Origin of the sequence: Collimonas sp. OK607 (genome assembly GCF_900111995.1) — a bacterium.
Taxonomy (GTDB): Bacteria; Pseudomonadota; Gammaproteobacteria; order Burkholderiales; family Burkholderiaceae_D; genus Collimonas.
In genome coordinates this window covers 209,181-230,174 of the sequence record NZ_FOKF01000002.1, presented here as the reverse complement: position 1 = coordinate 230,174, position 20,994 = coordinate 209,181, and the positions used below count along the sequence as shown (strand labels likewise).

At 56.6% G+C, this 20,994-nt stretch carries 18 protein-coding genes; 7 read left to right on the top strand and 11 right to left on the bottom strand.

The features are described 5' to 3' along the window. The first annotated feature begins 133 nt into the window (after positions 1-133). Positions 134-2,047 carry a molecular chaperone HtpG gene (gene htpG / locus BM029_RS02730; protein WP_092432419.1) on the top strand — a complete coding sequence of 638 codons (1,914 nt, stop codon included), beginning with the start codon at positions 134-136 and terminating at the stop codon, positions 2,045-2,047. A 130-nt stretch (positions 2,048-2,177) separates the two neighbouring features. Here the strand turns inward: htpG and BM029_RS02725 are convergent, their stop codons facing one another. Both BM029_RS02725 and kbl read right to left on the bottom strand, forming a co-directional pair. Further along, positions 2,178-3,140: an NAD-dependent epimerase/dehydratase family protein gene (locus BM029_RS02725; RefSeq protein WP_092432416.1), complete on the bottom strand. Its 963-nt coding sequence runs from the start codon at positions 3,138-3,140 to the stop codon at positions 2,178-2,180. Positions 3,141-3,176: 36 nt separating this feature from the next. Next, on the bottom strand, positions 3,177-4,412 hold the full coding sequence (gene kbl, locus BM029_RS02720) for a glycine C-acetyltransferase (RefSeq protein WP_092432414.1): 1,236 nt from the start codon (positions 4,410-4,412) through the stop codon (positions 3,177-3,179). A 92-nt stretch (positions 4,413-4,504) separates the two neighbouring features. On the opposite strand from kbl, the gene BM029_RS02715 reads away from it, so the two are divergent. Beyond that, on the top strand, positions 4,505-5,095 hold the full coding sequence (locus BM029_RS02715; RefSeq protein ID WP_092412681.1) for a helix-turn-helix domain-containing protein: 591 nt from the start codon (positions 4,505-4,507) through the stop codon (positions 5,093-5,095). Positions 5,096-5,194: 99 nt separating this feature from the next. Here the strand turns inward: BM029_RS02715 and BM029_RS02710 are convergent, their stop codons facing one another. From BM029_RS02710 to BM029_RS02670, 9 genes are all read right to left on the bottom strand, one after another. Continuing rightward, complete coding sequence (locus BM029_RS02710) at positions 5,195-5,650, bottom strand: outer membrane lipoprotein (protein ID WP_092432412.1); 456 nt, start codon at positions 5,648-5,650, stop codon at positions 5,195-5,197. Positions 5,651-5,869: 219 nt separating this feature from the next. Next, entirely contained in the window at positions 5,870-6,619 is a 750-nt protein-coding gene (locus tag BM029_RS02705; RefSeq protein ID WP_092432410.1) for an SDR family oxidoreductase, read from the bottom strand. 12 nt (positions 6,620-6,631) lie between these two features. Next, positions 6,632-7,891 carry a phenylacetate--CoA ligase family protein gene (locus tag BM029_RS02700; protein ID WP_092432408.1) on the bottom strand — a complete coding sequence of 420 codons (1,260 nt, stop codon included), beginning with the start codon at positions 7,889-7,891 and terminating at the stop codon, positions 6,632-6,634. Between the two features lie 61 nt (positions 7,892-7,952). Further along, positions 7,953-8,756 carry an ABC transporter ATP-binding protein gene (locus tag BM029_RS02695; protein WP_092432406.1) on the bottom strand — a complete coding sequence of 268 codons (804 nt, stop codon included), beginning with the start codon at positions 8,754-8,756 and terminating at the stop codon, positions 7,953-7,955. A 62-nt stretch (positions 8,757-8,818) separates the two neighbouring features. Beyond that, complete coding sequence (locus tag BM029_RS02690) at positions 8,819-10,141, bottom strand: ABC transporter substrate-binding protein (RefSeq protein WP_092432403.1); 1,323 nt, start codon at positions 10,139-10,141, stop codon at positions 8,819-8,821. Positions 10,142-10,201: 60 nt separating this feature from the next. Beyond that, positions 10,202-11,278, bottom strand: coding sequence for a branched-chain amino acid ABC transporter permease (locus BM029_RS02685; RefSeq protein ID WP_092432401.1), 1,077 nt, complete (start codon positions 11,276-11,278; stop codon positions 10,202-10,204). Positions 11,279-11,325: 47 nt separating this feature from the next. Next, entirely contained in the window at positions 11,326-12,240 is a 915-nt protein-coding gene (locus tag BM029_RS02680) for a branched-chain amino acid ABC transporter permease (protein ID WP_092432399.1), read from the bottom strand. 13 nt (positions 12,241-12,253) lie between these two features. Next, entirely contained in the window at positions 12,254-13,138 is an 885-nt protein-coding gene (locus BM029_RS02675; protein ID WP_092432397.1) for an ABC transporter ATP-binding protein, read from the bottom strand. 4 nt (positions 13,139-13,142) lie between these two features. After that, entirely contained in the window at positions 13,143-15,110 is a 1,968-nt protein-coding gene (locus BM029_RS02670; protein ID WP_092432395.1) for an AMP-dependent synthetase/ligase, read from the bottom strand. Positions 15,111-15,348: 238 nt separating this feature from the next. Here BM029_RS02670 and BM029_RS02665 point away from each other — a divergent pair, with 238 nt between their 5' ends. The 5 genes from BM029_RS02665 to BM029_RS02645 all read left to right on the top strand — a co-directional run bounded on the left by BM029_RS02665 (position 15,349) and on the right by BM029_RS02645 (position 20,980). Further along, positions 15,349-16,005: a Crp/Fnr family transcriptional regulator gene (locus BM029_RS02665; RefSeq protein ID WP_170850964.1), complete on the top strand. Its 657-nt coding sequence runs from the start codon at positions 15,349-15,351 to the stop codon at positions 16,003-16,005. A gap of 18 nt (positions 16,006-16,023) precedes the next feature. Continuing rightward, positions 16,024-16,518: a DNA-deoxyinosine glycosylase gene (locus BM029_RS02660; protein WP_092432392.1), complete on the top strand. Its 495-nt coding sequence runs from the start codon at positions 16,024-16,026 to the stop codon at positions 16,516-16,518. 128 nt (positions 16,519-16,646) lie between these two features. Beyond that, entirely contained in the window at positions 16,647-17,498 is an 852-nt protein-coding gene (locus BM029_RS02655) for a spermine/spermidine synthase domain-containing protein (RefSeq protein ID WP_092432390.1), read from the top strand. A 103-nt stretch (positions 17,499-17,601) separates the two neighbouring features. Then, positions 17,602-19,383, top strand: coding sequence for a type IV pilus assembly ATPase TfpB (locus tag BM029_RS02650; protein WP_092432387.1), 1,782 nt, complete (start codon positions 17,602-17,604; stop codon positions 19,381-19,383). Between the two features lie 490 nt (positions 19,384-19,873). Next, positions 19,874-20,980: a substrate-binding domain-containing protein gene (locus tag BM029_RS02645; RefSeq protein ID WP_092432385.1), complete on the top strand. Its 1,107-nt coding sequence runs from the start codon at positions 19,874-19,876 to the stop codon at positions 20,978-20,980. Positions 20,981-20,994: the final 14 nt, after the last annotated feature.

Genomic DNA, 20,994 nt, shown 5'->3' with positions numbered 1-20,994 from the left:
ATTACTCCCCATTTCTGGGCAATATACTGATTTACGCGATGAGCGCGGTGCCTGGTAAGGCAGACCGCATTACCGATTTCCCATCGATTTTATTTTTTTGACATTATTTTTTTACGTTTATACAGAGGAAACAATGGCCGTATCCGAAAAACAAACCCTTGGTTTTCAGGCAGAAGTAAAGCAGCTGCTGCAATTGATGATCCACTCGCTGTACTCCAACAAGGAAATTTTCCTGCGCGAGCTGGTGTCCAATGCATCCGATGCCGCCGACAAGCTGCGCTTTGAAGCCATCAACAACGGCGCCCTGTTCGAGAACGATCCGGAACTGAAAATCAAGGTCACTTTCGACAAGGCCGCGCGCACCATCACGATTTCGGATAACGGCATCGGCATGAGCCGCGATGAAGCCATCTCGCACCTGGGCACCATCGCCAAATCCGGCACCAAGGAATTTTTCTCGAAACTGTCTGGCGACCAGCAAAAAGATGCAGCCCTGATCGGCCAGTTCGGCGTCGGCTTCTACTCCGCTTTCATCATCGCCGACAAGATCACGGTTGATACCCGCCGCGCTGGCGCCAACGCCACCGAAGGCGTGCGCTGGGAATCCGAAGGCGCCGGCGATTTCAGCATCGAAGCGATCGACAAGCCGTCACGCGGCACCGACATTACCTTGCATCTGCGCGAAGGCGAAGACGAATACCTGTCGGCCTGGAAACTGAAATCCATCATCCGCAAATATTCCGACCATATCTCGCTGCCGATCGTGATGCAGAAAGAAGAATGGGACGAAGAAAAGAAAGAAACCGTCGTCAAGGACGAATACGAAACCGTCAACCAGGCCAGCGCGCTGTGGGCCCGTAACAAATCCGACATCACCGAAGAGCAATATGTAGAGTTCTACAAGCATGTCTCGCACGATTTCGAAGCGCCGCTGACCTACACCCATAACCGGGTTGAAGGCCGCAGCGAATACACGCAACTGCTGTACGTTCCAAGCCGCGCACCATTCGATCTGTGGGATCGCAACAAGCGCGGCGGTATCAAGCTGTACATCAAGCGCGTCTTCATCATGGACGATGCCGAGCAGCTGATGCCGGTCTATCTGCGCTTCGTCAAAGGCGTGATCGACTCCAGCGACCTGCCGTTGAATGTATCGCGTGAAATCCTGCAAGAATCGCGTGATGTACGCGTGATCCGCGAAGGCTCCACCAAGCGTGTGTTGAGCTTGCTGGAAGAACTGGCGAACAGCGACGACCAGGCGCAAAAAGACAAGTACGCCACATTCTGGAAAGAATTCGGCCAGGTCTTGAAAGAAGGTATTGGCGAAGACGCCGGCAACAAAGAAAGAATCGCCAAGCTGCTGCGCTTTGCCTCGACCACCAACGACAGCGATGCCCAGACTGTATCCTTCGCCGACTATATCGGCCGCATGAAAGAAGGCCAGGACAAGATTTACTACGCAACCGGTGAAACCTATGCTGCGGCCAAGAACAGCCCGCACCTGGAAATTTTCCGCAAGAAAGGCGTTGAAGTCTTGCTGCTGACCGATCGCGTCGATGAGTGGATGCTGTCGTTTCTGCAGGATTTCGAAGGCAAGGAACTGGCATCGGTAGCCAAGGGCGGCCTCGATCTCGGCACATTGGAAGATGAAGCCGAGAAGAAGCAGCACGAAGAAACCGAAACCCAGTTCAAGGACCTGGTTGAAAAGATGAAGACCGCGCTGGCCGACAAGGCCAAGGAAGTGCGCGTCACCTTCCGCCTGACCGATTCGCCAGCCTGCCTGGTGGCCGATGAAAATGAATTGTCGGGCAACCTGCTGCGCATGCTGAAGGCCGCCGGCCAGGACGCTCCGGATTCCAAGCCGATCCTGGAAATCAACCCGGATCACCCGCTGGTGCAACGCCTGAAGTATGAAGATGCCAAGTTCGGCGACTGGTCGCACATCTTGTTCGATCAGGCCTTGTTGGCTGAAGGTGGTGCGTTGGCTGACCCGGCTGGGTTCGTCAAGCGTTTGAATGAAATGTTGCTGGGTATGGCTGGTAAATAAGCCAGGGGGAATTCCCTTATCGCCCGTTCGCGGGTAATAAAAAGGGCTGGAGGACAATATTGTCCTCCAGCCCTTTTGCTTTATGACAGTCTCGTAGGGTGGGCATGTATGCCCACCCTACGCGGACGTATCAAGCCGCTTGTTCCTGGGTTACCTGCTTACGTGCGGCCAGATGCGCCAGCATGTCGTCAACCATATCGGTCAAGCTGTATGCCGGCAACCACTGCCAATCCTGCCGAGCCTGCGAATCATCAATCGAGCGCGGCCATGCATCCGCAATCGCCTGGCGGAAATCCGGCTTGTACGCAACCTTGAACGATGGGTAACGCTGCTGGATGATATCGACCAGCTCGCGCGGAGAAAAACTCCATGCCGCGAGATTGTATGAACCGGTAACTTTCAACTGTTCTTTCGGTGCACTCATCAGTTCGATGGTGGCGCGCACGGCATCCGGCATGTACATCATCGGCAGCGTGCTATCCACATCCAGGAAGCTGGTGTAGTCATGACCGTCAGCGGCGGCAAACAGGGCCTGAATGGCGTAATCGGTGGTGCCGCCTCCCGGTTCGGCCGAGTAGCTGATCAACCCCGGATAGCGCAAACTGCGGATATCCATGCCGTATTTCTCCGCATACCAGCTACACCAATGCTCACCCGCCAGTTTGGAGATGCCGTAGACGGTCTTCGGATCCATGGCGCCGACCTGCGGTGCGTTGTCGCGCGGCGTCGAGGGACCGAACGCTGCAATCGAACTAGGCCAGAACACTTTTGACAGCTTGGCCTGGCGCGCTACTTCCAGCACGTTCAAGAGACCGGTCATGTTCAGGTTCCAGGCCCATTCCGGATGTTCTTCGCCTTTGGCCGACAATGCCGCAGCCAGGTGATAGATTTCACCGATATCGTGTTGCTGCACGACCTCGGCCAGGCGCCTGGCGTCTGTCACATCCAGTTTTTCGTATGCCAGTTCCTGGTGCCGGCCCAGGGCTTGTATGTCGCTCGCAACAACTTGCTTTGCGCCGTGCAGTTTGACCAGTGCGGTCGTCAGTTCGGTGCCGATCTGGCCGTTGGCGCCGATTACCAATATTTTTTTCATGGTTTTATCTTCAATTCCTCTCTTCAATTCTTCTCTTCAGTTCTTCAGCAGGCCAAGCTCTTCACCGGCTTGCCGGAAGATACCCACCGCGCGCTGCAATGTCGCCTCATCGTGGACCGCCGACATCTGCACACGAATCCGCGCCTGCCCTTGCGGTACAACCGGATAGAAAAAACCAACGGCGTAGACACCGAGTTCATACAGGCGACGCGAAAGGTTTTGCGCCACCACGGCGTCATACACCATCAACGGCACGATCGGATGGGTACCCGGCTTGATCTCGAAACCGGCTTCAGTGATGGCCTTGCGGAAGTAAACGGTGTTGCGCTCAAGGTGGTCGCGCAACTCAGTCGACGCTTCCAGCAGATTAAGCGCCTCGATCGAAGCGCCGACGATCGCCGGCATCAAGGTATTTGAAAACAGGTAAGGCCGCGACCGCTGCCGCAGCAATTCGATCACCTCGCGCCGGCCCGCAGTGAAGCCGCCGCTGGCGCCGCCCAGGGCTTTGCCCAAGGTGCCGGTAATCACATCGACTTTGCCGAAGATGCCGCGCGCTTCATGTGTGCCTCGTCCGCGGGCGCCCATGAAACCGGTGGCGTGGCAGTCATCGACGCCAAGCAGAGCATCGTACTTGTCGCACAGCTGGCGGATGACGTCGAGCTGCGCCACCGTGCCGTCCATCGAAAACACGCCATCGGTAAACACCATGGCAAAGCGGGCGTTGTCAGCTTTAGCCTGCTTCAGACAGCGCTCCAGGTCTTCCATGTCGTTGTGGGCATAACGGTAGCGCTTGGCCTTGCACAGGCGGACGCCGTCGATAATCGATGCATGGTTGAGCGAATCGCTGATGATGGCGTCCTGTTCTCCCAGCAACGGTTCAAACAAGCCGCCGTTGGCATCGAACGCCGCCGCATACAGAATGCAGTCCTCGGTCCCCAGGAACGCCGACAAGCGCTGTTCCAGTTCGCGATGGATGTCTTGCGTGCCGCAAATGAAACGCACTGAACTCATGCCGAAACCATGGCTGTCCAGGGCGGCGTGCGCGGCTTTGATCAAGGCTGGATGAGAAGACAATCCCAGGTAGTTGTTGGCGCACAAGTTGATCAACTCACCACTTGCGGTATTGATCTTGCCGCCCTGCGGGCCAAGGATAAGGCGCTCGGACTTCAACAGCCCGGCGGCCTTGATTCCAGCCAATTCATCCTGCAGATGCGTGTAAAACCCGGGAGAGCCAGCGCTCGCGCTTACTTCTGTGCCTGTAGTTAGTGTCATTTTCAGCCTCAATCTTATATAATATATTGCCCTAATTCGATATATCGAACGTGAATTCCACGATAATGCACAAAAACGAGGTTGTCAACCAGATGAGCATCAATACAGTTAAAAATTTGGAAGATGCACCGCCGAAGGTGGGCGATACCTTGGTCAAGCTGCGCCAGGCCGACGGGTTGTCGCTGGATGCCTTATCGAAACGCGCCGGCGTCTCCAAGTCCATGCTATCCCAAATCGAGCGCAACCAGGCGAACCCCACGGTTGCTGTGGTATGGCGCCTGGCCAATGCCCTGGGCGTCCCTATCTCGCTGCTGGTTGACGGTAACCAGGCAGCTCCTGCATCGATAGAAACCCTGCCCAGCCATGCGACGCCATCGCTGCGGTCAAGAGACGGCCATTGCGTGCTGCGCATCCTCGGTCCGATCGAACTGGCCGGCCAGTTTGAATGGTATGAACTGTCGGTGGAGCCTGGCGGTTGCCTCGATTCAGAGGCGCACGAACCGGCTTCGCGCGAACATCTGACGGTCTTGTCCGGCACATTGGAAGTCCAGAGCGGCAGCAACATCACCAAGATCAAAGTGGGCGAAACCGCACGCTATGCGGCGGATCGCCCTCATTACATCAAGAATGTCGGCAAGAATGCGGCTACCGCGTTGCTAGTGGTGATTCATAACGGACAGTAAGTGTCGCCCGCCATGTACGGGCAACAAAAAAGGCTGGGAGACAATCTTGTCGCCCAGCCTTTTGCATTTGTAAATTTACAAACGCGCTTAATCCGACGATTAGTGCGTAACCCGGGTAACGCCGCCCGACGACAATAAACGAACGCGGTCGCCAACATTGAAGCGTTCGTCGGCATCCTGGGTAATGGCGCGCAATTCGCCGTTACTCAGGCGCACGGTGATTTCCAGCCCCGGGCGCTGGTTCAGGTTATTCTGCACCTGGTTACCGGCAATCCCGCCGAGCACCGCGCCCACTACACCTGCGGCGAGCGAGCCGTTGCCACTACCGATGAGCGAACCGGTGGCAACGCCACCGAGCGCACCACCGACCAAGGTGCCGGCGCCGTTGCCGTCACGACTCTTGTCGATAGTCACCGGACGCACCGAATCAACTACCGCCATACGCACCGTCTGCTCACCTTGAGCCTGGCTGCTGTTATAGACGCTCGCCGAATTAGGCGTCACGGCACAACCGCTTAAGGCCACCAACGCGGCGACTACGATCAGATTCTTCATTCTTGATAGCTCCATCATAAATTTCTCTTACACAAAAATTGCCGCAGATAAATCACCTGTAAATCACCCGCGAAGGGCACCGATAGAGGGGCTGCCGAGCCTGGCATATTGCAGCGCTGTAGTTTGCGACACTGGATTGACTTTTCGCCAACACTGGGCATTTTATCAATTTTTGCAAACAACCGGGATTTTGCCGAAAACGCCTGCGAATACACTTGATTAACGGCCGCCGGCAACATCGACAAATGTGCCGGTGCAATAGGATGCTTCGTCCGACACCAGCCACATGATCGCGCGCGCCACTTCCTCGGCGCTGCCGCCGCGCTGCATCGGCACCGAGTCCTTGACACGATCGACCCGGCCTGGTTCGCCGCCGCTGGCATGGATATCGGTATAGATGACGCCGGGCCTGACCGCATTGACACGGATACCCTGATCGGCAACCTCTTTCGCCAAGCCGACCGTCATGGCGTCGATCGCTCCCTTGGATGCCGCGTAATCGACGTACTCTCCCGGACCGCCGAGTTTTGCCGCCATCGACGACAGATTGACGATGGCGCCGCCGTGGCCGCCGAAACGGGTAGACATGCGTCGCACCGCCTCACGGGCGCACAAGAAACTGCCGACGATATTGGTGGTGAACACGCGCTGCAAACGGGCCACGTCCATTTCTTCGACACGCATCTGCCGCTCCAGGATACCGGCGTTGTTGACCAAGGCGGTCACCGTGCCGAGTTCTGCATCCACCGTTTGAAACAGATTCAGCACGTCAGCCTCGACGGCAACATCGCCGGCTACCGCCAACGCTTCGCCGCCAGCCGCGCGAATCGCCGCCACCACCGACTCGGCGGCGCTGCGGTTATGCACATAGTTGACGCACACGGCGTAACCGCGCGCTGCGGCCAAATGGGCCGTGGCGGCGCCAATCCCGCGGCTGGCGCCGGTAATTACAATTACTTGCTTTGACATGCCCTGCTTCCTTCATTCGTATTTGCGGGCATCCTCGATGACCTTACCGTCATTCGGCAGGCTGCCCGGCGCGACAAACAGAATCTCGCCGCGTAGTTTAGTCAATTCGCGCAGACTGTCGGCAATCTGCTCTGCTGCATGCGTTGCTGTAGCAGCAGCTGAAGCTGGCAACTCGCAATGCAGCGTCATCACATCATTCGCCATCGCGCCACTCACTACCAGGCGCGCCTTCAGGATCTGCGGATGACGCTTCAGCACTTCTGCCAGTTGCGACGGATGGACGAACATGCCGCGCACCTTGGTTACCTGGTCGGCGCGCCCCATCCAGCCCTTGATGCGAGTATTGGTGCGGCCGCATGGCGAGACACCTTCCAGCACCGCCGACAAATCACCGGTGGCGAAACGTATCAGAGGATAATCCGGATTGAAAGAAGTCAGCACCACCTCGCCGACCTCACCGGCGGCAACCGGATCACCGGTGCCTGGCCGTACGATTTCCAGGATCAGGTCCTCATCCAGGATCATACCCGGATTGAGCTGACCGTTGCTGAGCGACTCGTAAGCTATATTGCCGATGTCAGCCGAGGCGTACAATTGCAGCACGTTCGGTACGCCGTTATCGTGGAACCACTGGCGCAGCGACGGCGGCAAGGCTTCGGCGCTGAGCAGCGCGCGCTGCAGGCTGCCTATATCGGCACCCATCTCGCGCGCCTTCTCGATAATGATCTTGAGGAAAGACGGAGTGCCGACATAAGCGTCGGGGCGCAATGCCGCCATCGCCTGCACCTGCAGTTCCGTCTGTCCGATGCCGGCCGGGATCACGGCACAACCCAGCTTGCCAGCCGCCCCTTCAACCATGAAGGCAGCTGGCGTGAAATGATAGGCGAAACAATTTTGTATCAAGTGGCCGGCGCGCAATCCCAAGGCGCGCATCGGCCGCGCAAAACGCCACCAGTCCTGGCTATAGCCCTCAGGATCGAAAATCGGCCCGGGCGAAACGTACAGGCGCCGCAGTTGGCGGTGCGGGGTTGTCGTCAACCCTCCGAATGGCGGCTCTTGCGCCTGCAAATCGTGTAAGTCCGATTTGCGCGTGACAGGCAATTGCGCCAGCGCGGCACGATCCCGGATATCGGCGGCGGATACGCCGTGCAGAATACGCGCCCAGCCTGCAGCCCCCTGCGCGCGCGCAACCAGTTGCGGCAGGTTCGCCATCAGGTCTGTCTCGCGCTGTTGTGGCGGGCGTTGTTCAAGGGGATCGAGAATGTCGGACATGGCGGGCCTGTATGCGTGCGCGAAAAGCGACGTAGATAAAGATCGGAAAAAAATAAGAAGGTCAGGCCAGCCAGCGTTTGCGGCGCCGATAAAATTTCATGTCGCGGAAATTCTTGCGCCCTGCAGCCGATACGCCCAGATAGAACTCTTTCACGTCTTCGTTGCTGGCCAGCTCGCTGGCGGCGCCTTCCATCACCACCCGGCCGTTTTCCAGGATGTAGCCGAAATCGGCATAACGCAGCGCCACCATGGTGTTTTGTTCGGCCAGCAGGAAGGATACGTTTTCCCTGCGGTTCAGATCCTTGACGATTTCAAAGATTTCCTCGACCACCTGCGGAGCAAGACCCATCGACGGTTCATCCAGCAAGATCATCGATGGCTTGGCCATCATCGCCCGCCCGATTGCCGTCATCTGCTGTTCGCCGCCAGAGGTATAGCCGGATTGCGATTTGCGCCGCACTTTCAAACGCGGGAAATAGTCGTAGATCTTTTCCAGCTCCTGTTTGACCTGGGTATTGCTGATGTTACGGGTGTAAGCACCGGTCAAGAGATTTTCTTCCACCGTCAGATGGCCGAAACAATGGCGTCCTTCCATCACCTGGATCACACCGCGTTTTACCAGGTCGTTCGGAGTCAGGCGGTCGACCCGCTCGCCGTTGTATTCGATGCTGCCTTTGGTAACATCTCCGCGCTCCGCCGACAACAGATTGGAGATCGCTTTCAATGTCGTGCTTTTGCCGGCGCCGTTGGCGCCCAGCAAAGCGACGATTTTCCCTTGCGGCACAGCCAACGATACCCCTTTCAGCACCAGGATGACGTGGTCGTAGATCACTTCGATATTGTTAATTTTGAGTGCTGTACCCATGCTTCCCTCAGCTATGCAATAAGAACGTCGGCCACCCGGCCGGGTGCCGACGCTGACGCTATTTACTTCAGGCAGGCGGGCGTGATGCCCTTTTCTTTTGCATACTTCGCAGCGGAAGCCTTGAACAGCGGGTGGATCAGGTTCTTGTTGCCTTCGATCCAATCGGATACCAGCACCCACTTGCTGCCATCCCATTGCTGGACCTTGATCTTGCCCGAACCTTCGTGGTTATCGCAGGAGGTCTTGATTTCAGGCAGCAGGCCGGTAGCGCCAAGTTGCTGGAGGCGGGCGTTGGTGATGTTCAGATTCTCCAGTCCCCAGCGCACATCTTCTCCGCTCATGACCTTGCCTTTGCCGTACTTGGTCTGGGCGGTCCGTATCGCTTCCACGGTAGCCAGTGCCGCCGATACGCCACGGTTATAAAGTATCGAACCGATCTTCGCCTTGTCCTGCATATTTCCCTTGCCGGCGCCATACACCACTTTCTCGATATCGGCGATCAGCGGGACGTTTTTGCCGGAAACATTCCAGGTAGCGCTCAGATAACCCTTGGCGGCATCGCCGGCCGGGACGGTGTCTTCCTCAGACCCGGCCCACCATGAGCCGATGATCTTGTCGCGTGCAAAACCAACCTTCTGCGCAGCTTTCAAGGCAGTCTGGTTCATCACGCCCCAGCCCCAGAAGATGACGTAGTCCGGATTTTCCTGGCGGATTTTCAGCCATTGCGCACCCTGCTCGTTGCCGGGATGGGCAACCGGGATCTGCACTACTTTGAACTTGCCCAGCGTCGCCTCGGCTTCCAAAGCTACTATCGGTTCCTTGCCGTAGGCCGAGTCGTGGTACAAGAACACGATCTTCTTGCCCGCCAGCGAACCGTTGTTTTTACTTGCCAGGTATTTCACGATCGCCGAAATCTGCATCTGGTAGGTAGTCACCAGTGGGAAGGCGTACGGAAACACCGAGCCGTCGACCGCATCGGTGCGGCCATAACCCACCATCAGCAGCGGCACCTTGTCTTCTGCCGTTTTGTCGATCAAGGCGTAGGCGATGCCGGTCGCCATGGCATTGATTGCCGTACCTTTCGTAATCGGATTCTTCCCTTTCAGGCGTTCGTAGCATTCCACGCCCTTGGCGTTGTTATATTCAGTTTCACATTCTTCCCACGACAACTTGACGCCGTTGATGCCACCTTCTTTCAGGTTAACGTAGCTCAGGTAGTCGATATAGCCGCCGTAATAGGATTGGCCGTTGGTGCCGTAAGGACCGACCCGATAGCTTGGAATCGCAATGAATTGATCGGTAGCCTGCGCCATCGCCGGCAAGGCCGGCGCCAGCAGGCAAGCTGCAGCGGCGACAGCGAGCATGATTTGTTTAATAGTTTTCATTATCTGGTCTCCTGGTACTGGTTATCTGAACTCGGAACTGCTTAAAACCTTCCGTACCAATCAATGCGGGAACGGCCACAAGCGCAGTTTCTCTTTGGTGATCTGCCACAGGCGCGCCAGCCCGTGCGGTTCTACTATCAGGAAAAAAATGATCAAAGCGCCAAACAGCATCATCTGGATATGCGACACGGTGGCGTTGGTGAATGGCAGGTGCAGCCAGGTGGCCAGCGGCGGCAAGACGTTATCCAGGAAAATCGGGAGCAGCAAAATAAAGGCAGAACCAAGAAATGCCCCCAGGATGCTACCGACGCCACCGACGATAATCATGAACAGGATGCGGAACGACAAATCCAGGGAAAAGCCATCCGGCTCCACCGAACCCAGGTAGCAAAAGGCGTACAAAGCGCCAGCGACACCGCAGAAAAAGGAACTGACGGCAAACGCCAGCAGCTTGGTCGGCATCAGACGAATGCCGATGACTTCCGCGGCAACGTCCATATCGCGTACCGCCATCCAGGCCCGTCCGGTGGATGAACGCACCAGGTTTTTGGCCAGCAGCGCCATCACGCAGACAATCGCCAGTACGAACAGGTATTTCTTGACCGGCGTGTTGATGGCGATGCCGAACAGATCGATCTTTTGCGCGCTGATCACGCCGGAAGAGCTGTCGTTGGAAAACCAAGGAAACTTGGTCAGCGCCCAGATTACGAAAAATTGCGCGGCCAGCGTCGCCACCGCCAGGTAGAAACCCTTGATACGCAACGACGGCAAGCCGAACAAGACACCGACGGCAGCCGCGCAGCATCCGGCCAGGATGAAGGACAGCAAAATCGGAATACCCTCGATTCGTAGCTGGAAGTTATAGGCAGCGTAGGCGCCCACCGCCATGAACGCGGCAGAGCCCAGCGATAGCTGGCCAGCATAACCGGTCAATATGTTCAAGCCCAGCGCCGCCAGCGCAAACACCAGAAATGGGATCAGGATGGCGGAAAACCAGTATTCGCTGCCGATCATGGGAATGCCGATAAATGCAACGGCCAGCAAGATAAACATGCCGATGCGGTCCTGCCGAATCGGAAATATCTGGCTATCCGCGATGTACGAGGTTTTAAACTGTCCGGCCTCACGATAAAGCATGGCATGTCTCCGTTCGAATTCTCAGGGTTCTGTGGGTGTTCAAAGCATCACACACGATCGATATGGCGCTCGCCGAACAAGCCTTCCGGCCGCACCAGCAGGAACAGCAAAGCGAACACATAAGGGAACCATCCTTCTATGCCACCGAAATTGCCGCCAAACATGTCTTGCATGACCGGCGGGATATAAATCTCGGCCAGTTTTTCAGATACGCCGATAATCAGGCCGCCCGCTATCGCCCCGGGAATCGAAGTAAAGCCGCCGAGTATCAGCACCGGCAAGGCTTTCAACGCGGTCATCGTCAAAGCGAACTGGACGCCGTTACGCGAACCCCACAGCAAGCCTGCAACCAGCGCCACAAACCCGGCTACGCCCCAGACGATGACCCAGATATGGCGCAAGGGAATCCCCAGCGAGAGCGCCGCCTGATGGTCGTCGGCTACGGCGCGCAAGGCCCGCCCGACTTTCGTCTTCTGGAAAAACAAGGCCAGCAGAAGTACCAGCCCGATCACCATACCGGAAGCGAACAGGTCGAACTTGGAAATCCCGATGCCGAAACCATCCATGATGGAAGCAATCGGCTCATCCACGATACCCAGGTTGATCGCCCGCACTTCGCTGCCGAACAGCATCGGCCCCAAACCCTCCAGAAAAAAAGCCAGCCCGATGGTGGCCATGAATAGCGTGATCGGCGGCTGGTTGACGAGTTTGCGCAGCACCAGCCGTTCGGTCGCCACGGCCACCACTATCATCACCAGAAAAGCGCCGATAATCGCCGCCCACATTGGCAAACCCTTGTCCATCAAGCCAACCACCGCCAGTGCGGCGAAATAAACCATGGCGCCCTGGGCGAAATTGAATACGCCGGAAGCCTTGTAGATCAGCACGAAACCGAGCGCCACCAGCGAGTACATCAGGCCCGAAAGCAAACCGCTTAGCGTCACCTCAAAGAAAAATTGCATTTACCGCCTCCGTTTAGTGAGAGCTACCGAGGTAGGCTTTGATGACTTCGGGATTGTTCATGACTTCGTCAGGGGTGCCGTCGCCGATTTTCTTGCCGTAATCGAGCACCACGACACGGTCCGAGATGTCCATCACCACACCCATGTCGTGTTCGATCAGGACGATGGTGGTGCCGAACTGATCGTTGACGTCCAGGATGAAGCGGCACATATCCTGCTTTTCTTCGACATTCATGCCGGCCATAGGCTCGTCCAGCAGCAACATGCTTGGCTCCGCCGCCAGCGCGCGCGCCAGCTCCACCCGTTTTTGCAGGCCATAGGGCAAACGTCCGACCGGTGTTTTGCGGATGTGCTGGATTTCCAGGAAATCGATGACTTCCTCGACCTTGCGCCGATGCTGGACCTCTTCATTGCGCGCCCGCCCCCACCAGATTGCGTTGGCCAGGAAGCTGGAATGCATCTTGGTATTACGCCCGGTCATGATGTTATCCAGCACCGTCATCCCCTTGAACAGGGCGATATTCTGGAAAGTGCGCGCAATCCCCTGCCGCGCCACCGTGCTCGGATTCATGCTGTGCCGTGGCACGCCGTGAAATACGATGCTGCCCTTTTGCGGATGGTAGACGCCGTTGATGACGTTGATCATCGAGCTTTTCCCGGCGCCGTTAGGGCCGATGATGGCGCGGATCTCATGTTCTTTCACATTGAACGAAATATCGGTGAGCGCCTTGACGCCGCCGAACGACAGCGAAATATTCTGCAGGTCCAGCACCACTTCGCCGATGTTGCGGCCCTTGCCTGTCGCTTGCGGTTCCGGATCGTGCAACGTTGCACCAGCCAGCGCCGTTTCCACCGGGAAGACTTCTTCCGTGACATCTCTTTTCAGGATCGCACTCATAGGATCAGGCCGCTTTATCAATGGTGGCGAAAGTCTTGGCGTCGACGATCTGCAAGTCGGCAGCGATCATGCCTTGCCGGCCGTCTTCGAACTTGACCTGGGTTTCTATGTATTGCGATTGCCTGCCGCCATACAGAGCGTCAATCAGCACTGCGTACTTGGTGGCGATGAAATCGCGCCGCACCTTGCGGGTCCGCGTCAACTCGTCGTCATCGGCATCCAGCTCTTTGTGCAGGATCAAAAAGCGGTGAATCTGCGACGCCGCCAGCAAAGGATCCTGCACCAGGTCGGCATTCACTTTCTCGACGCAATCGGCGATCAGGCCATATACCGCCTTCTGTGCTGCAAGATCGGTATAACTGCTGTAAGCCAGGTTGCGGCGCTCGGCCCAGTTACCGACTGCATCCATGTCGATATTGATAAACGCCGTGCATTGCTCACGCTGATTGCCGAACACCACCGCTTCTTTAACGAAGGGAAAGAACTTCAATTTGTTTTCGATGTACTTCGGTGCAAACAAGGTGCCGCCAGCCATCTTGCCGACATCCTTGGCGCGGTCGATGATCTTCAAATGGCCGTCGCCGTCGAAAAATCCGGCATCGCCAGTATGAAAATAACCGTCGGAGTCGATCGCTTCGGCGGTTGCTTCCGGCCGTTTGAAGTACGCTTTCATCAAACCCGGCGAACGCACGAGCACTTCGCCCTTGCTGTCGATATGTACCTCGACCCCTTTCATCGGCCGCCCCACCGTATCCAGCTTGACGTCGCCGGATGGCTGCATGCAGACGGTGACGCAGGTTTCGGTCATGCCGTACAACTGCTTCAGGTTGATGCCCAGCGAACGGTAGAAATCGAAAAGATCGGGGCCGATAGCCTCGCCGCCGGTATAGGCAACCCGGATCCGCGACATGCCGAGTACATTCTTCAACGGCCCGTAGATCAGCAGATCGCCGATCCCGTACAACAAGCGATCGGTGAGCGACACATCAGGCTTTTTATCGAGTATGCGAATCCCGACCCGCCGCGCGATACTCATGAAGGTATGGAACAGCTTGCGTTTTATCCAGCCGGCGTCTTCGATCCTGATCATCACTTGCGTCAAGATATTTTCATAGACACGCGGCGGTGCAAAATAATAAGTCGGCCCGATCTCACGCAGATCCATCATCACGGTATTCGGCGATTCCGGGCAATTCAGGCAGAAGCCGGCCACATGCGCCTGGGCAAACGAATACAGGAAGTCGCCGACCCAGGCTAGCGGCAGATAACACAGCACATCGTCTTGCTGGTTCAACTGATCGAACTCAACCAGGGTCTGGGCCGTGGTGATCATCGCCGCATGCGTATGGCACACACCTTTCGGTTTACCGGTGGTGCCGGAGGTATACAGGATGATAGCGATGTCATCGGCCCGCCCGGCATTGACCTGGCTCATGAAGAAATCGGGATGCATCTGGTCATACGCCCGGCCCATCTCCGTCACCTTGGCAAACGATGTCAGTTCCGGCTGATGATAATTGCGCATGCCGCGCTCGTCGTCGACGATGATGCGGCTGATCCGATGCGGCGACAGCGTCTGTTTGATTTCAAACACCTTGTCGACCTGCTCCTGGTCTTCAACCACCACGAAATCGATTTCAGCATCGTCCATGACATAAGCCATGTCGGCCGCAGGCGCATCCTGATATAACGGTACCGGCATGCCGCCCAGGCACTGGGCAGCTGACATCGCCCAATACAGTCGCGGGCAGTTATTGCCGACTATCGCCAGGCTCATGCCGCGCCGGAAGCCAAGCGCCGCCAAACCGCAGGCAAAGGCCCGGACTTCTTCGGCAACCTGAGCCCAGCTCGTCGCTTGCCAGATGCCGAGATCTTTTTCCCGGAACGCCGGCTGCTGCGGGCGTTCCTTGGCATGCTTCAGGAGCAAACCTGGAAATGTCTCTGCTCCTGGACGTTGTGTTATCTCCACCATCGCCCCCACCTTTTTTATATGCCCCCATGGCATCGATACCGGTGCCATGCGCGCTTGTCAGTGTCTAGTCAGTCTGGGCCGGCATCCTTACGTCGCACTTACTATAGTGCCGGTTATTCGCTGCTTTATGCGATGATAGTAGTGTGAGTCGGGGGATGGGGTTGTCATCTCGCAGACAATTGCCGAATTTTCGATATTGCAACGCATCATAATGATCACAGAGACCTCGATTAAAGACATGCTGGCCAAGACCATGTGGGCGCGCTCGCTCACTAGCGAACAACTGACGCGCGTTGAAGCGGAGATGTTCAGCCGCAAGATTGCCGGCGGTGCTTTTGTTTGCCACAAAGGCGATCCGGTCACCCATTGGATTGGCGTGCACGAGGGATTGCTGAAAATGAGCAGCGTTTCCCCTGAGGGCAAAACTGTGTCCTTTGCCGGCATGGCCAACGGCGGCTGGCTGGGCGAAGGCTCATTGCTCAAGAGCGAACCGCGCAAATACGATGTGGTAGCGCTGCGCGACAGCGAACTGCTGTACATGCCGAAAGCGACTTATCTATGGCTGCTCGATAACAGCATCCCGTTCAATCGTTTCCTCGTCACGCAACTCAATGAACGGCTGGCGCTGTTTATTTCGCTGGTGGAATACGACCGCATGCTGGAACCGGACGCACGCGTTGCGCGTTGCCTGGCGGCGTTGTTCAATCCCTATCTGAACCCGGGTATAGGCCGCGAGCTGCAAATTTCCCAGGAAGAAGTCGGCAACCTTTCCGGCGCCTCGCGCCAGCGTGCCAACCAGGCGTTACAGGTACTGGAAAAGGCGGGATTGTTGAAGGTGGATTACGGCAGCATCACCATTCTTGACTTGGATGGCTTGCGCCAGTTCCACTCCTGACAAACCGGCCTCGCAGCAATGACCCGTAAGCGCAGCTTTCCGCCGGTGGTAGATGAACAGGTCCGTATCCTGATACTCGGCAGTTTGCCGGGCAATGTGTCCCTGGCGCACAGCCAGTATTACGCCCATCCGCAAAATCGCTTTTGGAAATTGCTGTCGGAAGTGACCGGCGCCGATTTGCCGGCCCTGCCCTATCCGGACCGGCTGCAGACTTTACTGGCCAAACACATCGGTTTATGGGACGTGGTGGCCGAAGCGCAGCGCGATGGCAGCCTGGACAGCAATATCCGCGACCATGTGCATAACGATCTGCCCACCTTGGCCGCCACGTTGCCACAATTGACCACTATCGCCTTCAACGGCGGCACCGCAACCAAACTCGGGCTCAAGGCGCTGGGCCAGCAGGCTGCACGCTATCGCATCGTGCAGCTTCCCTCAAGCAGTCCGGCTTATACCCGGCCATATGCGGAAAAGCTGGAAGCCTGGCTGGTGCTGCAAGACTGCCTGGATTGAGCTTGTACGCTTCGATAACAATCCCGCTGCGCCAATAACATAAGAAAGCAGCCGAACTTTGGGCTAATTGTGGCTGCGGCACGGTATCATTGCCCTACATTTTTATTCGACGTCACCAATTACGCCTCATGCTGATTAAACGCAAATCCATAGAAGCCGATGCCAACCGGATGGCCGGCCCTAGTAAGCCCGGCCCCGGAAAACGCTCCGAAGTTGCAAAAAAAGACACGCCAAAACCCGCCCGCAAACCCAAATTCGCTCCGGTCACACTATCCGAGCAAGACGGCGTGCGCTTCCTGCATTTCGGCACCGAATGGGTGCAAGGTGCCATGCGGCTGCGCAAGCCTGACTGGCCTGAACTGGAATACGCCCAGCAGATGATGGCCTGGATGCTGTTTAATCCGGAACCGCAACACATCGTGCAACTGGGCCTGGGTACCGCGGCGCTGACCAAGTTCAGCTATCGCCAGTTTCCGGATGCGCGTGTCACCGCAATCGAACTGAACCCGTCAGTATTGGCGATTTGCTCATCGATGTTCAAACTGCCTGCCGATGACGAACGACTGTCCGTGCTGGAAATGGACGCCATGGATTATGTGCTCGATCCGCACAACCACGACACCGTCGATGCGCTGCAGGTCGATCTGTACGACGCCACCGCGCGCGGCCCGGTACTGGATACCCCTGAGTTTTACAGTGCTTGCGCAGCTTGCCTGAAAGATGGCGGCATCATGACGGTCAACCTGTTTGGTGACCATCCCAGCTATGCCAAGAACCTGAAAGCCATGAAATTCGCCTTCGACGCTGTCTGGTGCCTGCCTGAAGTCCACGAAGGCAATGTCATCGCCATCGCGTTCAAGAAAGCGCCGCCAGTCGATTTCAGCGCCTTGTACGAGCGCGCGGCCGAAATTACCGCAGCCACGAAGCTGCCGGCCAAATCGTGGGTCAATGGATTGAAGGCCTGGCATTCGCCGCAGTAAGAGATAAAGAGATAAGAGATTAATGTGGTGCCTCTCAATTCAATTCAATTGAAGATAAGCACATCAGATAAACCTGGCTCAACCAACCGACATCCCTATTGCAATGAACACTGCATCGCAAAAAAACCTGGACTTGCAGCAAATCTTCACCTGGTTGCTGAACGATGGCACCGTTGACAAAAACGAAGTCAAACTTTTTTATACCCAGGCGCAGGGAATTTTCCGCAACGCTCCGATTGCGATCCATCCACTCAATGCTGTCGCCCAATGCAAACGCCAGTCGGCGTTACCGCCGCACCGCGCCATCACGCTCGAGTGGCTCACCGAGTGGCTGGCGCGCCAGGTGCAAATGCCGTTCTACCGGATCGACCCGCTGAAGATCGATTTCGCCAAAGTCGCCGACGTCATGTCGGCTAGTTACGCCACGCGCTTCAATATCCTGCCGGTTGAACTGAGCCTGACCGATCTGGTGATTGCCACAGCCGAGCCGTTCCGCACCGAATGGCAGGCGGAAATCGCCAAGATTTCGCGCCGCAACATCCGGCTCGTGATTGCCAATCCACTCGATATCACGCAATACATCACGCAGTTTTTCACGCTGGCTAAATCGATCAAGAGCGCCCACAAAACAGGCGGACAAGATCTGGCGCTGCGGAACAACTTCGAGCAACTGGTTGAACTCGGCAAATCCAACAAGCAAGTCGACGCCAACGACCAGCACATCGTCAATATCGTCGACTGGCTGTGGCAATACGCGTTTGAACAACGCGCCTCCGACATCCACATGGAGCCCAAGCGCGATTTCAGCGCCATCCGTTTCCGTATCGACGGCGTCCTGCATCAGGTGTACCAGGTGCCGGCGGTAGTCATGATCGCTATGACCGCGCGTATCAAATTACTGGGGCGGATGGACGTTATCGAAAAGCGCCGGCCGCAGGATGGCCGTATCAAGACCCGTACCGCCGGCGGCCAGGAAATCGAACTGCGGCTGTCTACCCTGCCGACTGCCTTCGGCGAGAAACTGGTGATGCGGATTTTCGATCCGGATGTGGTGGTGAAAACCTTGCCGGAACTGGGCTTCCCGACTGACGATGCCTTGCGCTGGGATGCACTGACCAAGCGGCCGCACGGCATTATCCTGGTGACCGGCCCGACCGGCTCCGGTAAAACCACGACGCTGTATACCACGCTCAAGGCGCTGGCCACTTCCGAAGTCAACGTCTGCTCGGTGGAAGATCCGATTGAAATGGTGGAACCTTCGTTCAACCAGATGCAGGTCAATCATGGCATCGACCTCACCTTCGCCGACGGCGTGCGGGCCTTGATGCGGCAGGATCCGGACATCATCATGGTGGGCGAAATCCGCGATTTGGAAACCGCGGAAATGGCCATCCAGGCGGCCCTTACCGGCCATCTGGTATTGTCGACCCTGCATACCAACGACGCGCCGTCGGCGGTGATGCGCTTGCTGGAACTGGGGGTGCCTTACTATCTGCTGGAAACCACATTGATCGGCATCATGGCGCAACGCCTGGTGCGTACGCTTTGCATCCACTGCAAAAGCGCCGATGGCCATGTCGCCGATGAAGTCTGGGCCACGCTGGTTGAAAGCTGGAACCTGCCGAAGCCTGCCACCGTCTACCATCCGGTCGGCTGCCCGGAATGCCGCCAGACCGGCTACCGTGGCCGTACCGGCCTGTACGAACTGCTGACCATCACCCAGCCGTTCTCGAAACTGATCCAGACCGAAACCGACATCCACGCGCTGAAACAGCAAAGCATCGCCGATGGGATGAAACCATTGCGCCTGGCTGGCGCGTTGAAGGTAATGGAAGGCGTCACCACGGTGGAAGAAGTCTTGAAAGTCACTTCGGCCCTGACCTGATCTGCCAGCGTTATCCGTAGGGTGGGCACGCCTTTGTGCCCACGCGTGAACTCACTCCACGTACATGCCTATTTCAGTGCCCCAAGGGTCTGTACCCCGCTTATCGCGGTCACGCGTGGGCACTTCGTGACCACCCTATTTCTTTCTCATTTTACCGTTGTTTGTCCGCAATCTTGAAGAACCGAGTGTCAGATATCAACACAGATAAAATTATCCAAATAATAACTTTATTTTCACAAATAAATTCCCTTCGGCAACTCTAGAATAGATTTCCAATAGACAAGCATTTAACCTTTGCGTAAGCTAAGGCACGCTGCTGCCGACGCCGTTTTCAACGCCTGCCAATCTGCTTGAAAATGGCGTCAGCACTAGCTCAGGGAGAAATATGGTGGTTGCAGTACAGGGAGTAGCCAGGAGCTTTTAGTTTGCAATAAAAAAAACAAGCGGGAAATCCGCTCCGACCATACGCAGTCAAATCCGGATAAAAATAATGAAATTGATCAATTTTAATTTCGTAACGGTAGCACTTGTCTTTTGTTTCACTAATTCAGCATTCGCCCAGGAAGATCCAACGTTATACCTGAACCGCGCCAACGCCAGAATCGCCAAGGCGATGGCCTTCAAAACCACCTGGGACGGCCCCACCAGCGGCCCGAAAATTGCGGCACAAAAAAAATCGATTGTGCTGATCGCCTCCAACCTCAAGAACAATAGCGTCATGCGCGTCGCCAACGGCGTCAAGGAAGCGGCGGCTGTAGCTGGCTGGGACGTGTTTGTGATCGATTGCTGGGGTGTCAACACCAAACACGCGGAGGCCTTCAGCAGAGCGCTGGCCTTGCAGCCGAATGGCATCGTCCTCGCCGGGATCGACGCCAACGAACAACCCAAGGAAATGAATAATGCCAATGCCCAGAAAGTGCCGGTGATCGGCTGGCATGCTTCGACCAGGATCGGCCCCAGCGACGGTTTGTTCACCAACGTCACCGCCGATCCTAAAGAAGAGGCATTGATTGCAGCCTTGTTAGGGGTAGTCAACTCAAACGGCAAGGCCGGCGTGGTGATTCTCACTGATCCGAACAGTCTGTATGAACAGTCGAAATCGAACGCAATAGCCGCGGCAATCAAACAATGCCGGACCTGCAGCTTGCTCAGCGTAGAGGCATTACCAGCCACCACCACAGCCGACAAGATGCCGGCCTTGCTCACTTCACTGACGCAGCGCTTCGGCAAAAAATGGACGCACATTATCGGCGTCAATGACAACTATCTTGACTTGCTGGCAACGCCTGCCGCGGCGGCAATTATCGCCGGCAACAAGATTGAGGCGCTGTCTGCCGGAGAAGGTTCTGAATCGGCCTATCGCCGCATCCGTAGCAAGAGTGTGCAGGTTGCCACCGTGCCGGAACCGTTCAGCCAGCAAGGCTGGCAAATCATCGATGAGTTGAACCGCTCGTTTGCCGGCGAGAAAGCCAGCACCTATACCACGCCTGTGTATCTGGTCACGGAGCAGAACATCGCATTTCACGGGGGCCAGCAAAACACCTTTGAACCGACTAACGGCTATCGCGCGGAGTATAAGAAAATCTGGGGGAAGTAAGACCAAACAAGGCC